The following is a 13138-nucleotide window of genomic DNA, read 5'->3' on the forward strand; positions in this document are numbered from 1 at the left end:
GCTCGGCATCAGACTCCAACGCCGTCTCCAACATGCGCACAGATTGCTGCCGGAACTCCGGCGGATACTGACGTGGCATAGCTCCATCCTCCTATAAGGATCGGAACTAAACCTGGGGTACTTCACACTGACCAGCTATTCAGGTCGGGATGAAACTCCGTGACTCCCCGAAACCTGAATGACAACCAGTGGCCGCGTGCTGCGCTGTAGGTGAGGACCCTTCGATCTGTCAGCAGCACGTCGGTTGTGTGCCCCTCGCGCCACATGGGGGTGGCCGCGGCCATCGCAGTCGATTTGGCGCGTGAATTGGCTACTGCTGCGCCGAGGAATGCGCTGGCCACTACTGCGGGGCGACCGGCCACGAACGGATGGGCGGCCGACCACGAGCCGTCGCCTGCGGCGTAGAAGCGAGCGTACTGGCCACGCGTCATCAGGAAGGCATCTTCGTTTGGCTCGAGGACCAGCCCGCGGACTGTGAGGGTCGGTGGCGGGTGACCGCCGACGAGGGCGCGGGCCGTTGCAACGCTGTAGTTCCACCACTGCGTTGCATCGCGCACTCGCTCGTATGGCCGTGGGGTGTGTCGGGGCGCCGTCCGTCATAGGTGCCTTCAGATGCCGCTCAACACACGTGGGCATCGTTGAGGCACCCGCCGCAGGATCGCTCGACGGTGAACCGCAGAGCGTGGGGTGGTCAGCCTCCTTCGAACCGGAGTTTCGGATGCCGTACCCGTGTGACCCGTCGCGAGTGATTCGATCCTGGAATGCCCCGTCCGACCCGCTCGACCCATCTAGCAAGCACAGGTGAGGTTGCACCCGGGACGACAACGTCTGGCCGGCGGCCGAGCTGTTGCTTCTACGCCTGACTTCGCCGGATGTGACCTCTTAGATGGGCGAAAACCAGTCGCTACCGTCTTGAGACACGACGGTTCGGTCCGGGCCGTTGACCTGTGGGTTTGCGATGGCCAGGCACTTTGACCTCTTCGTTGGACACAAGCAGTCAGGTGCGGTCGCGGGTCGCGGATGGTTGCGGGATCAACGCCGCTCAACGCGTGCCCAACAGAATCAGCTGATCGCGGAAGACGAATTTCGCGTCAGAATGGGGCCGGATTTTTTCTCCTGCGGACTGTCTGCGGACTGGTGCAGAACAGCCTGAGCCGAGAAACGAGGAAGCCCCGACCGGGTTTCCCTGGTCAGGGCCTCTTCTGTGTCTCAACCAACACGTCGGGGTGGCGGGATTCGAACCCACGACCTCTTCGTCCCGAACGAGCGCACCTGGGAGTTTGGTGTTGTTGACGCAGTTGAGGATTCACTGTTTCTGCTGGTGAGCGGCGTTGTGGGTGTTTGCCGGTGATGGCCTCTTTTGGTGCTGCTGCGGACTGTCTGCGAACTGGTGGTGTTTCCCCAGGTCGTGCCCGGCGGGCGTTCGAACGTGCTCTCGATCAACCGTATTCGATACATGTGTCTTGGCGCACCCGGTCTGCGCGAGGCCCGCCGTCGGGCGCGGTTTACCGCGGTAAAGACCGATGCCGGTGGGCGTCGAATGACAGGTAGTTCGCGAGCGGATTGGAGAGGTGAAGAGCATGGGTGTGCATGTGGTGATGAATCAGAAGGGTGGGGTGGGGAAGTCGACGTTGGCGATGAACCTCGCCGCAGTGAAGGCCGACGTTCTTGTGGATCCGGTGGGCGAGCGAGAGGTGTCGCCGGTGTTGGCGGTGTCGATTGATCCGCAGGGCTCAGCGGTGTGGTGGGCCGATCGGGTCGCTGATCTGCCGTTCCGGATTGCCCAGGCCCATGACGATGTCGGGATGTTGGGTCGGCTGCGGCACCTTCCGGGTGTCGATCACGTCATCGTCGACACTCCCGGGTGGATTGGTGACACCCCGGGTGCGACGGACAACGGGGGCACCGGCTACGCGCTGGATGCGGTGTTGGGGTCGGCGGATCTGGTGATAGTGCCGATCGTTCCCGAACCGCTGGCGTTCGACCCGACCGCCCGCACGATCACGAAAGTGATCGAACCGTTGGGCATCCCGTACGTGGTGGTGGTCAACGACTGGGATCCACGAGACGGACGCTCGGATCTCGAGCAGACCCAGGCGTTCGTCCGCTCGCGCGGTTGGCCGCTGGCCCGCACCGTGGTCCGGCACTACAAGGTGCACGCCCGCGCCGCCGCCGAAGGCCGCGTTGTCTCCGAGTACGGATCGTCTCGGGTGGCATTGCAGGCTCGTGAAGACGTGCAGCGGTTGTGCCTGGAACTTGAAGTCGGGGCACGCTGATGGCCGCCCGGGGTGGACGGGTGGACCTCGCAGACCTGGCCGGGTCCGTGGGAGACGGTTCCACGGTCGATGCACCGGTCAGTTCGGATGGGGTGTTTCGGGCGAATGTGCCTCTCGAGCAGTTGGTGGCGAACCCGCGTAACCCACGGGCCGCGGTCGGCAACCTCGAAGACCTCGCCACTATCGCCGATCGACAGTTGCAACCGGGAACGGTGGTCACCAGGTCCGCGTGGCTCACCCTGTGGCCCGATGACGCATCGCAGTTGGGTGCCGCGCGGTGGGTGGTGGTCAACGGCTGCCGGCGCCTGGCCGCCTGCCACCACTACCGCCGGCCAGGTATGGATGTCGTCATCCGCGACTCCCTCGCCACCGACACGCAGTCCGTCCTATGGGCGGCGATCGTGGAGAACATCGACCGACAAGACTTCGACGTCCTCGAAGAAGCCCACGCCGTGGAACTCCTCGTCACCGAGACCGGCAGCGCCACCGCCGCAGCGGAACGCCTAGCCCGCAGCCCGGGCTGGATCTCCCAACGCCGAGCACTGCTGAAGCTGGCCCCCGAGCTACAACAAGCACTGCGCGATGGTGAACTGGCGGTCCGACTGGCACGCTCGTTGGCGCAAGTGCCTATGGCATTTCAGGTCGATGCGTGGCGTCGAGCGGAGGAACGATCCGTTAATAGAGCCGCTTCTACTAAATGCCGGGATCGCCGCACCCCCATCGAGATCCTTTCGCGTCATTTCCTTCGAAGCGAAGCTAGCCCGCACGACATAGCGTCCGCTCTCCTCATCACATTGGATCAGTCGCAGGTCGCCGAACTCGTCGCGCTGCTAGCCAGCGACGAAGCTGAGTGAGCCGCAGCCGACGACTGCGTTATGTAAATCAGGAAGCTGACTTCAGTTGTGCCTGTGGGGAGTTGGGTTCTCTCGTGGGTGTGGAAGTTGAGTGCCAGGTGGATCGGGGCGTTGTGTGGTCCGCGGATCGACCTCGCTGGGACTGTCGGGGGTGTGTCTGGCCGGCATTCCTGGGTCGTGCGGTGAGTTTCTGAGGGCATGGCGTAGGTCGGGGAGGGGTGGGACGCCTTGCAGCCCCTCGGCGGTTGGGTAGAGCCGGCAGGTCAGCCCGATGGGTTGGCCCGGTCGAGCGAAGGGATCGGTTCCGTTGATCAGGATGGTCGGCGAGCCAGTGAAGTTACGCTCGCGTGCTTGTTGGTCGGTGGTGATCACTGTGCGGGTGATGTGGGCTGCGAGGTGCTCGCGAGCGAGAGCGGTGCGGGCGCTGGTGATGGCCTTCGCATCATTCGGGCAGTCGGGCACGACGAGCACCTCGATGTTCACGGTCATGGTAGGTGTTTTCCGAGCCATTGCAGCGGTGCGCCGAGGTAGGTGTTGTTGTGCCATCCGTGCTCGATGACTTGCGTACGCAGGCCGCGAATCGTGTCGCGTGCGGTTGCCCCGAATCCGTGGCGGTCCTGGTCCTCGATTTCCCAGGCTTGCTGGTGGACGAAGTGTGCACATTGAGGGCACAGGTGGACTTCGGGGTGGTTTCCCAGGTGGACCATCTTGTCAGGGGTGGCGGTGGTGGCGCAGCACCAGCACTCGACCTGGTCTGCGGCTGGGGAGTTGTTTGCGATGTCGTGTGGTTGGGTGCGCATCGGTCCAGTGTGCGCCCGGACGTTGATCCGACTGTCTAGATTCTTGGTGCTGTTTTTCATGGGATTTGCGGGCTGTTATGAGTGGTGTCGGTGGGTCGGGGAGATGGCTCGAAGAGTAGCGATCCGATGAGTAGTACGACACCGCATGTGAGGTAGGTGTCCGCCAGATTGAAGGTTGGCCACCACCCGGTGTGGAAGTAGTCGGTAACTTTCCCGTCGATGGTGCGATCGATGAGGTTGGCTACGGCGCCGGCAAGGATGGCCGCCAACCCGACGGTCCCGGCCACGGGGCTGGTCGGGACAGTTCGCCACGCATATATGCCGACACCGACGGTGATGCTCGCCGTGACCGCGAGAACGACCGCGGCCGGTAGCTGACCGCCGACGCTGAACGCGACGCCGGTGTTGTAGGCCAATTTCAGTTGCAGGAGGTGGAAGTCAACGGTGCGTCCATCCGACAGCTGCCCGCGCAGTATGGGTTCGGACAGCACTGCGATGGAGCCGAGCGCGCTGGCGATGATCATCAAGACTCGTCGGGGGCTCGGGGTCGATCTGGCTGCCGCCGCGCTCATCTGCGCCTCCTGGTGGTACGTGCCGGTAGGCGGGGGGTGCCGCTGATGGACACGGTGGGTGCTGAGGGTGAGAGCAGTGGTGTGTGTGGGCGAGGGGTGTGGGTCACCGCGTTCGAGACGGGTCGGGGGTGGGTGATTTCTCGCAGCATGAGCAGCCTTCGTCGATGGTCGTGGGCGCGAGGGGAGCGGTGATCGGTGCGAGGTGTGGGTGGGCGAGGTTCCGCGTGGTGACCTGATTGGTGGGTCGAGGCGTGGGAGCGCAGCACGCGTCACCCACCGCGTGTGCTGGTGGAGCGACGGCTACGTGGATGGCGCCGGTTGTGGTCGGTGCTGAGACGAAGCCCGGCAGGGCGGCGGCTCGTGCGGCGCGAATTGCGTTGCCGATGACGAGTACTTCGGCGAATTCGTGGATGAACACCACGGTCGCGAGGTTGAGGACGCCGGTGGCGGCCAGTGGGATCAGCGTCGCGATTATGGCGAGTGAGAGCACAATGTTTTGCAGCATGATTCGGCGCGCGCGCCGCGCGTGGGCGAGGACTTGCGGTAGGTGGCGCAGATCCTCGCCCATCAATGCGACGTCGGCGGTTTCGATCGCGACGTCGGTGCCCATGGCTCCCATGGCGATACCGATGTCGGCGGTTGCCAGGGCGGGGGCGTCGTTGATGCCGTCGCCCACCATTGCGATCGGGCGGCCCGCGGCGATCGTCGGCAGCAGGGCGGCTTTGTCCTCGGGTAGGAGATCAGCGTGGACGGTGGTGATGCCGGCTTCGGTGGCGAGGCTGGTAGCGGCGCGGTTGTTGTCACCGGTGAGCATCGCGACGTCGATTCCGAGGCGGCGTAGCCGATCGATCGTTTCGGGGGCCTCGGGTCGCAGCTCGTCGCGAACAGCGGCCACTGCTATGGGCGCTGAATCGCGTTCGAGGACAACAACGGTCGCACCGGTGTCCTGCAGGGAGTTGATTGTGTCGGAGAAGGGTCCGGGGTCGATCCATCCCGGCTTACCCAGCCGGATGGCGCTGCCGTCGAGCACGCCTTCTAGGCCGTGACCGGGGATTGCGGTGACGTCGGTCGCGGCGGGGATTGCTGTGCCGGCGGCGGTGAGGATTGCCCGGGCGAGGGGGTGTTCGCTGCGGGCTTCGAGGGCAGCTGCGGCGGCGAGCGCGTCGGTTTCGGTGACCCCGGGTGCGGTGAGCACGGTTGTGACTTGTGGGGTTCCGCGGGTCAGGGTGCCTGTTTTGTCGAGGGCGACTGATCGGATCGCGCCGAGTTTTTCCAGCGCGGCACCACCTTTGATGAGTGCGCCGTGGCGGCTCGACGCGCCGATGGCGGCGACGACGGTCAATGGGACGGCGATGGCCAGGGCGCAGGGGGAGGCGGCGACGAGTACGACCAGGGCGCGTTCGAGCCACAGCATCGGGTCCCCGAGTAGCGCGCCGAGGGCGGCGACGGTCGACGCCAATGCCATGATCGCGGGCACGAGCGGGCGGGCGATGGTGTCGGCGAGTCGTTGCCCGGAGCCTTTGCGGTCCTGGGCCTGTTCGACGATATGGACGATGCGGGCCAGTGAGCTGTCCGCGGCGCGGGCGGTAACCGTCACCTCGATTGCGCCACCACCATTGATGGCCCCGGCGTGCAGGGCGTCGCCGGGGCCGGCTTCGACTGGCATCGATTCCCCGGTGATGGCGGACAGATCCAGGGTGGTTCGGCCGGTGATGATGGTGCCGTCGGTGGCTGCCCGCTCGCCCGGTCGGATGACCATGCGGTCTCCGACGGCCAGCTGATCGGGTGCGACCGTCTCCTCGACATCACCGCGCAGGACGGTGGCGCCGGCGGGAACCAGCGTCAACAGGGCACGCAGCCCACGACGGGTACGGGCAACCGCGTAGTGCTCGAGGCCTTCGGCGATCGAGAACAAGATCCCCAGCAGCGCCGCCTCGGCGAATTGTCCCAGGGCGAGGGCGCCGATCAGGGCGATCGCCATCAGCGTTCCGACGCCGATCCTGCGATGGCGAAGGTTACGGACCGCATCAGGCAGGAATGTCGACGCCGCGGTCACCGCAGCCAGGACCTCGGCGACGGTGCCGACGAGGTCAGCTCCGGCACGGGTGACACCCCAGCCGATGGCGAGCAGGACCGCGGCGACGGCTGCGGCCTGCAACTCGCGGATCCGCCACCACTGTTGTGCGGTGTCCAGGTCGGCTGAGTCGTCAGTCGAATCGGGGCCGCAGCATGCATCAGACATGGTCGAGTTCCTGCTCCGAGCCCGGTGTCGCGGCGGTGGTGATCGCCTCGACCAGCGCGGCTCCGCGGGTGGTCAGCGAGTACATCACCAGCCGGCCATGCCGCCGCGACGTCACCAGGTCGACCGACTTGAGTTGACGTAGGTGATGTGACACCAGGTTCTGCGCCTGGCCGACGACCCACGCCATGTCGCACACACACAGCTCGTGCCCGACAGCGAGCGCGGTGGCGATGGTCAGCCTGGTGGGGTCCCCTAACGACCTCGCTGCTGCTGCGGCGGTGTCGATCGCTGCCGCCGACGGCAGTGAGGCGCGAATCTTCTCCGCGTGCGGCAGGTCGAGGCAGAGCAGGTCGCAGGTGTCGACGGGTGGTTCGATCATCCGCTCATCCTAACGCTCGTTGATACGACGGACAATGGTCATTCCAACCGTTGTTAGTATCGCGGGGGAGTTCCGGGTCGATGACCCGGCGTAGCTCGGCATGGGTCTTCGGACCCTTCCGACAGCGAGCGGGGTCGCGCGGTCGGGACCGAGGTGGGCCAACTCGCGACCGCGCGCAATCGCTGGCCGCCCTCCTCTCACGCCTTGAGCGAGACAAAGCCCGTCAGGACGGCATTGGGCCGCACATGATCACCCCTACAGTCCAGAGGACACCGAAGGCGATCGGTGTCGCCGCGATCGCGATTGTGGTCACCGACAACAGCGCGCGGGACCGCAGGTGGGTCAGCGGCGAGACGGAGATGGTGAGCCGGTCGGCACGAGCGACTACATCGTGGCCGCCCGCGCGAAGCGCGCCCGCGGGGGCGGGCTGTGTCCCGGTCAGGGCGAGTAGACCGCCGAGTAATGCCCGCCGGCCGTGAGAGCGGGCGGCGGTGTCGTCGGCGCACATCTCGAGTAGTCGAGCGATGTCGGCTGCCCCCTCGCCGAACAGGCGCATTCGGGGCAGCGCTGCGGCCATGCCCCGGACGGCTGCGAGCACCAGGTGATGGCGGCCGGTCAGGTGGGCGCGTTCGTGGGCGAGGACCGCCTGCAGCTGTTCCGGGGTGAGCGCGGCCAACGCGCCAGTGGTGACCACGATGGTGTGCGGACGCCCGGCGACGCAGTAGGCGATCCGGTCGGTGGTATCGACGACCACTGTGTCGGAGCCGGGCATGCAGTGGCCGATGACCCGCGCCATCCGGGCGTGACGGTGCGAGAGCGCACGCATCCGTAGCGCCCCACGCCCGGTCCGCCACACCACGAACGGGAACATGACTACAACGACGGCGACGACGGTCATCAACCCTGCGTGCGCTACGGCACCGGCTCGGCCCTCGTTGGACCCAGTCACCCAGGCGAAACAGGCAGCCATCCACTGCGCGTGTCGAATCCAGACCGGCATCGCCTCGCCAACAACCATGACCACCGTCGCGGTCCACGCCAACAGCACCGCGACGATAGCGACCAGCCATGCACTGACTCCCAGCCATGGAGCGATACCCCGGCGGGTCAGCCGCACCAACACCGGCGGGCCGACCACTGCGACCATCAGGCCGTAGACCACGAGGCAGATCGTGATGCTCATTGCGCCGATCCGGGGTCAACTAGACGGCGCAACGCCTGACGTACGCGCTCAGATTCCTCGTCACTCATCTGTTCGACGAAATGAGTGAGCACCACATCCGACTTGCCGCCGGCATCGAACGCCTCACGCATCAGCTGGGCGCTGTGCTCCTCGCGAGACAAAGTAGGCCAGTAGCTGAACGCCTTGCCCTGGCGAATGCGGTCCAACCAGCCCTTTCGATGCAGGTTATCCATCGTCGACATCACCGTGGTGTAGGCGATGTCACGATGCTCGGCGATCTCGTCGAACACGTCTCGAACGGTCGATCGACCAGTGCGGGCCCATAAGCGGTCCATGACCACCGCCTCGAGCTCGCCGAATCCATTCACCCGCACCTCGCGCCTCCTGCTCGTTCCACATCCTAGGGCGCGATCGGCTCGCCTCTGCCCGTGAAACTATCTACGTACGTACTACGTACAATAGTAGCGGGCTCGCTCCTGCGAGACCCACGACAGAGGAGGACTCGATGACAGAGCTGATGACGAACCTGCAAACGTGGTGGGACTGCCACATGATGATGGCCGCCGGCCTGAAAGACATGTGTGCCGACATGGGGGACATGTGCGTCGGGATGAAGGACATGTGTACCGACATGGGGGACATGTGTGCCGGGATGAAGTGCTGCTGATCGGCGCGTGACCGAGGTGGTCGGGGGTCTATCGACCCCCGACCACCGTGAGCGCGGCCAAGGCCCGCTCGCAGGGTCACACCGTGGCGGGCGGTTGAGGGGGCAACTATTTCGATCGCGGCCCCGGCTCGACTGCGCAACATCAAACGGGTTGATGCTTAAGCGGATGCGCCCGGGGGCGCCGAACCGCACCTTGCCTCTCTGCCCTCCTCACCCGGACGGGCTTGGCCTCCCCGCCCGGCCGTAGGCCCCAAATTCGAATGGTTAGGTTTGCCAAACCTGTGGGTAGCATCATATTTCCAATGACGGCTGGGGAGAGTTCCCGCTGCGGAAGAGGACGGACGATGAGGATGCGGATCGGACTGATGTCGGGGGTGGCGCTCGCCACCGCCGCGGTGCTGACGGTGGCAGGGTGCTCGGATTCCGGTTCGGACAACCCGACCGACTCCGGCGCCGCCAACCAGATCACCGTGTACAACGCGCAGCACGAATCGTTGACCCAGGAATGGGCCGACGCCTTCACCGCGGAGACCGGCATCAAGGTAGAACTGCGCAACGGCAGCGACACCGAACTCGGCAACCAGCTCGTGGCCGAGGGTGACCAGTCGCCGGCCGACGTGTTCCTCACCGAGAATTCCCCGGCGATGACGCTGGTGGAGAACGCCGGGCTCTTCGCCGACGTGAACCAGGACGTCCTCGACCAGGTCCCGGGCCAGTACCGGCCGTCGAGCGGCAAGTGGACCGGCATCGCGGCGCGCTCGACCGTCTTTGCGTACAACAAGGACCAACTGACCGAGGACCAGCTGCCGAAGTCGCTGCTCGACCTGCAGGACCCCATGTGGAAGGACCGCTGGGCGGCGTCGCCGTCGGGCGCGGACTTCCAGGCCATCGTCAGCGCGCTGCTCGAGCTGAAGGGTAAGGACGCCACCGGGCAGTGGCTGGCCGGGATGAAGGACAATGTCCGCACCTATAAAGGCAACGGCGCGGTGATGAAGGCCGTCAACGCCGGGGAGATCCCGGGCGGGGTGATCTACCACTACTACTGGTTCGGTGATCAGGCCAAGACCCGTGAGAACAGCAACAACGTCGCTCTGCACTACTTCAAGAACGAGGACCCCGGCGCGTTCGTCAGCGTCTCCGGTGGCGGCGTCCTCAAGTCCAGCACGAAGCAGGCTGCGGCGCAGCAGTTCCTAAAGTTCGTCACCGGGCAGAAGGGGCAGGCGGTCCTGCAGACCGGGACGTCGTTCGAATACACGGTGGGCAGTGGCGTGCCCGCGAATCCGAAGCTGGTTCCCCTCGCTGATCTGCAGGCCCCGCCTGTCGACCCCGCGAAGCTCAACAGCCCGCAGGTCACCGAGCTCATGACGGAAGCTGGATTGCTCTGAATCTCGCGCCGATCGGCCGAGCGCGGTCGGGGGACGCGGTCACGACGGGTCCCCCGACCGCCCGGCCGCGCCTTCCCCGCCCTTTGGCCGTCGCCGCGGTGATCGTTGTGGCCGCATCGTTCATTCCGCTCGGCTACGTGATCGCGGCGAGCATCGCCACGGGCTGGGATACCGCGTCGGCTTTGCTGTTCCGGCCCCGGGTAGGCGAATTGCTGTCGAACACCGTGCTGCTTGTCGTGGCCACGGTGCCGATCTGCGTCATTGTCGGCGTCCTCGCCGCCTGGCTCGTCGAGCGCACCCGGCTTCCGGGGGCGAAGGTGTGGGCAGTGCTTCTCGCGGCGCCCCTGGCCGTTCCGGCGTTCGTGAACAGTTATTCGTGGGTGACGGCGATTCCCTCCCTCGGAGGGCTGCACGGCGGTGTTCTCATCGCGACCCTGTCGTACTTCCCGCTCGTCTACATTCCGGCGGCCGCGACACTGCGCCGACTGGACCCGGCCGTCGAAGAATCTGCGCGAGCACTCGGCGTGGGGCCGTGGGCGGTGTTCTTCCGCGTCGTGGTGCCGCAGCTGCGCCTTGCCATCGCCGGCGGGGCGCTGCTGGTCTCGCTGCACCTTCTCGCCGAATACGGCGCCTTCGTCTTCATCAGGTTCGATACGTTCACGACGGCGATTTTCGAGCAGTACCAGTCGACGTTCAACGGAGCCGCGGCGACCATGCTCGCCGGTGTCCTGGTGCTGCTGTGCCTGACCCTGCTGGTGATCGAATCGGTCGTCCGCGGCAGCGCCCGGTACGCCCGCATAGGGTCGGGTACGGCCCGCCGGGCGGTGCCCGCCGAACTCGGCTGGCGGTACTCGCCGATAGTGCTTGCGTTCCTCGGGGTGCTGATCGCAGCGTCCGTCGGTGTCCCGGTCGTCAGCGTCCTGCGGTGGCTCATCATCGGCGGGAGCGCGGTCTGGGAATGGGACGCCCTCGCGCCCGCGCTGTTCCAGACTCTCGGGTTCGGCATCGCCGGCGCCGTCGTGACGTGTGTACTCGCGTTCCCGATCGCCTGGATCTCGATCCGCCGCCGCGGACGGTTCAGCCGGTTCCTCGAGGGCGGCACCTACATCTCGAGTTCGCTGCCCGGAATCGTGGTGGCACTGGCATTGGTCACCGTCTCCATCCGCTACCTCCACCCGCTCTACCAGAGCGTGGCCGTCGTGATCGCGGGCTACGCGCTGCTCTTCCTGCCGCGTGCCCTGGTGAACCTGCGGGCCGGACTCGCGCAAGCGCCGGTCGGGCTCGAGGAGGCGGCGCAGTCGCTGGGTGTCTCACCGCTGTCGGCCTTCTTCCGTGTGACGCTGCGCCTTGCCGCCCCGGCCACGGCGGCGGGCGGGGCGCTGGTGTTCCTGGGGATCGTGAACGAGCTGACCGCCACCCTCCTGCTCGCGCCCACCGGTACCCGCACCCTTTCCATGCGGTTCTGGTCACTGAGCAGCGAGATCGACTACGCCGGCGCCGCACCGTACGCCCTGATCATGATCGTGTTGTCGCTGCCCATGACCTACGTGCTCTTCTCCCAGTCGAAAAAGGTAGCGGGACTATGACATACGCACTCAAAGTGGAAGGGCTCGACAAGTCGTTCGGCGCCTCGACGATCCTCCGGCACGTCACGTTCGCCGTCGAGGCCGGATCCACCACGGCGATCGTCGGACCGTCCGGTTGCGGCAAGACCACCCTGCTCCGCCTGATCGCCGGTTTCGAGAAGCCGGACGCCGGCACCATCGCCCTGGCCGGCCGGGTCGTCGCGGGCGGTGGCTGGGCGCCCGCGCACCGGCGGTCGGTGGGGTACGTCGCCCAGGACGGTGCGCTGTTCCCGCACGCCACCGTCGGCGCGAATGTCGGGTTCGGGCTGCCCCGCCGGGCCCGCACCGCGCCGAGGATCGCCGAGCTCCTCGAGATGGTGTCGCTGGACCCCTCCTACGCGGCCCGTCGCCCCGACGAGCTGTCGGGCGGGCAGCAGCAGCGGGTGGCTCTCGCCCGGGCGCTAGCCCGCGAACCCGAACTCATGCTGCTCGACGAACCGTTCTCCGCACTCGACGCCGGCCTGCGGGCAAACACGCGCAGGATCGTCGCCGACGTCCTCGCCAAGGCCGCGATCACCACCATCCTCGTCACCCACGACCAGCCCGAGGCGCTGTCGTTCGCCGACCGGGTCGCGGTGATGAGCACCGGTTGCCTCGCCCAGATCGGCACCCCCCGCGAAATCTATTCCACCCCGATCGACGTCCCCACCGCACAGTTCATCGGCGACGCCGTCGTAATGTCGGCACATGTCGACCGCGGCCGCGCCCACTGCGCCCTCGGCGACGTGACCGTGGCCTCGAACGGCGTCCACGGAAACGCCCGAATCATGTTGCGGCCCGAACAGATCGAACTCACCTCGGACGGCGCAGGTATAACCGGGACGGTCGTCGACGTCGAATTCCTCGGGTCGGAGATGCTGCTCGGCATTCGCCTCGACAACGCGGACGGCGTCGTCTCCGAACGGGTCACCGTGCGTCGCTTCGGTGCCACCGCCCTCACCCCGGGCGATCGCGTCGGCATCCGCGTCCTCGGCAAGGCCGTCGCGTACGAACTGTGAGAGGTCGCGGCGCGTGGGGTGGTGGGATCCGCGTGTCACAACGCTGGATGCGCGCACAGGTGAGACCCGGATGCGGATCTTACGTTTCGTGGCCTGCCCCGTAGGTCCGCGAGTGTGTTGTGATCCCGGCGGCAGTGGTGATCCTTAGGTGACGCCG

Annotated in this window: 14 protein-coding genes; 6 read left to right on the top strand and 8 right to left on the bottom strand. The window is 66.3% G+C overall.

The window, feature by feature from the left end; all coding sequences use genetic code 11:
• Positions 1-122: 122 nt before the first annotated feature.
• Entirely contained in the window at positions 123-557 is a 435-nt protein-coding gene (locus TU34_RS23780) for a hypothetical protein (protein ID WP_150116670.1), read from the bottom strand.
• Positions 558-1580: 1023 nt separating this feature from the next.
• Between TU34_RS23780 and TU34_RS21880 the strand changes: the two genes are divergently transcribed.
• Together TU34_RS21880 and TU34_RS21885 are read left to right on the top strand one after the other, a co-directional pair.
• The gene (locus tag TU34_RS21880) at positions 1581-2276 is read left to right on the top strand and encodes a ParA family protein (protein WP_045825074.1); all 696 of its coding nucleotides are present in this window, start codon (positions 1581-1583) and stop codon (positions 2274-2276) included.
• Between the two features lie 20 nt (positions 2277-2296).
• Entirely contained in the window at positions 2297-3130 is an 834-nt protein-coding gene (locus TU34_RS21885; RefSeq protein WP_420835208.1) for a ParB/RepB/Spo0J family partition protein, read from the top strand.
• A 42-nt stretch (positions 3131-3172) separates the two neighbouring features.
• Here TU34_RS21885 and TU34_RS23320 read toward each other — a convergent pair whose 3' ends face one another.
• The 7 genes from TU34_RS23320 to TU34_RS21910 form a co-directional block, all read right to left on the bottom strand.
• Positions 3173-3619 (bottom strand): DF family (seleno)protein, encoded by a 447-nt coding sequence (locus TU34_RS23320; protein WP_203225516.1) that lies wholly within the window; start codon positions 3617-3619, stop codon positions 3173-3175.
• Positions 3616-3930, bottom strand: coding sequence for a hypothetical protein (locus TU34_RS23785; RefSeq protein WP_150116671.1), 315 nt, complete (start codon positions 3928-3930; stop codon positions 3616-3618). The genes TU34_RS23320 and TU34_RS23785 overlap by 4 nt, the downstream gene beginning before the upstream one ends.
• Positions 3931-3986: 56 nt before the next feature.
• Positions 3987-4454: a signal peptidase II gene (locus tag TU34_RS21890; protein ID WP_338063025.1), complete on the bottom strand. Its 468-nt coding sequence runs from the start codon at positions 4452-4454 to the stop codon at positions 3987-3989.
• A 151-nt stretch (positions 4455-4605) separates the two neighbouring features.
• Positions 4606-6744 carry a heavy metal translocating P-type ATPase gene (locus tag TU34_RS21895; RefSeq protein ID WP_045825054.1) on the bottom strand — a complete coding sequence of 713 codons (2139 nt, stop codon included), beginning with the start codon at positions 6742-6744 and terminating at the stop codon, positions 4606-4608.
• Positions 6737-7123 (bottom strand): ArsR/SmtB family transcription factor, encoded by a 387-nt coding sequence (locus TU34_RS21900; RefSeq protein WP_045825055.1) that lies wholly within the window; start codon positions 7121-7123, stop codon positions 6737-6739. The genes TU34_RS21895 and TU34_RS21900 overlap by 8 nt, the downstream gene beginning before the upstream one ends.
• 223 nt (positions 7124-7346) lie before the next feature.
• The gene (locus TU34_RS21905; protein WP_045825056.1) at positions 7347-8306 is read right to left on the bottom strand and encodes a M56 family metallopeptidase; all 960 of its coding nucleotides are present in this window, start codon (positions 8304-8306) and stop codon (positions 7347-7349) included.
• The gene (locus tag TU34_RS21910) at positions 8303-8680 is read right to left on the bottom strand and encodes a BlaI/MecI/CopY family transcriptional regulator (protein WP_045825057.1); all 378 of its coding nucleotides are present in this window, start codon (positions 8678-8680) and stop codon (positions 8303-8305) included. The genes TU34_RS21905 and TU34_RS21910 overlap by 4 nt, the downstream gene beginning before the upstream one ends.
• Before the next feature lie 131 nt (positions 8681-8811).
• On the opposite strand from TU34_RS21910, the gene TU34_RS24030 reads away from it, so the two are divergent.
• The 4 genes from TU34_RS24030 (at position 8812) to TU34_RS21925 (ending at position 12981) form a co-directional block, all read left to right on the top strand.
• Positions 8812-8973, top strand: a complete 162-nt coding sequence (locus tag TU34_RS24030; protein ID WP_160298578.1) for a hypothetical protein — start codon at positions 8812-8814, stop codon at positions 8971-8973.
• Positions 8974-9317: 344 nt separating this feature from the next.
• The gene (locus TU34_RS21915; protein ID WP_045825058.1) at positions 9318-10358 is read left to right on the top strand and encodes an iron ABC transporter substrate-binding protein; all 1041 of its coding nucleotides are present in this window, start codon (positions 9318-9320) and stop codon (positions 10356-10358) included.
• 11 nt (positions 10359-10369) lie between these two features.
• Positions 10370-11944: an ABC transporter permease gene (locus TU34_RS21920; protein WP_082080530.1), complete on the top strand. Its 1575-nt coding sequence runs from the start codon at positions 10370-10372 to the stop codon at positions 11942-11944.
• The gene (locus TU34_RS21925) at positions 11941-12981 is read left to right on the top strand and encodes an ABC transporter ATP-binding protein (RefSeq protein ID WP_045825060.1); all 1041 of its coding nucleotides are present in this window, start codon (positions 11941-11943) and stop codon (positions 12979-12981) included. The genes TU34_RS21920 and TU34_RS21925 overlap by 4 nt, the downstream gene beginning before the upstream one ends.
• Positions 12982-13138: the final 157 nt, after the last annotated feature.

Source organism: Williamsia herbipolensis (genome assembly GCF_000964005.1).
GTDB classification, from domain to species: domain Bacteria; phylum Actinomycetota; class Actinomycetes; order Mycobacteriales; family Mycobacteriaceae; genus Williamsia_A; species Williamsia_A herbipolensis.

Bases quoted from the DNA above. Each gene is read 5' to 3' on its own strand.
- TU34_RS21915 (WP_045825058.1), top strand. From the start codon at position 9,318: ATGAGGATGCGGATCGGACTGATGTCGGGGGTGGCGCTCGCCACCGCC.
- TU34_RS21905 (WP_045825056.1), bottom strand. From the start codon at position 8,306: ATGAGCATCACGATCTGCCTCGTGGTCTACGGCCTGATGGTCGCAGTG.
- TU34_RS23320 (WP_203225516.1), bottom strand. From the start codon at position 3,619: ATGACCGTGAACATCGAGGTGCTCGTCGTGCCCGACTGCCCGAATGAT.
- TU34_RS21890 (WP_338063025.1), bottom strand. From the start codon at position 4,454: ATGATCATCGCCAGCGCGCTCGGCTCCATCGCAGTGCTGTCCGAACCC.
- TU34_RS24030 (WP_160298578.1), top strand. From the start codon at position 8,812: ATGACAGAGCTGATGACGAACCTGCAAACGTGGTGGGACTGCCACATG.
- TU34_RS23785 (WP_150116671.1), bottom strand. From the start codon at position 3,930: ATGCGCACCCAACCACACGACATCGCAAACAACTCCCCAGCCGCAGAC.
- TU34_RS21880 (WP_045825074.1), top strand. From the start codon at position 1,581: ATGGGTGTGCATGTGGTGATGAATCAGAAGGGTGGGGTGGGGAAGTCG.
- TU34_RS21895 (WP_045825054.1), bottom strand. From the start codon at position 6,744: ATGTCTGATGCATGCTGCGGCCCCGATTCGACTGACGACTCAGCCGAC.
- TU34_RS21925 (WP_045825060.1), top strand. From the start codon at position 11,941: ATGACATACGCACTCAAAGTGGAAGGGCTCGACAAGTCGTTCGGCGCC.
- TU34_RS21900 (WP_045825055.1), bottom strand. From the start codon at position 7,123: ATGATCGAACCACCCGTCGACACCTGCGACCTGCTCTGCCTCGACCTG.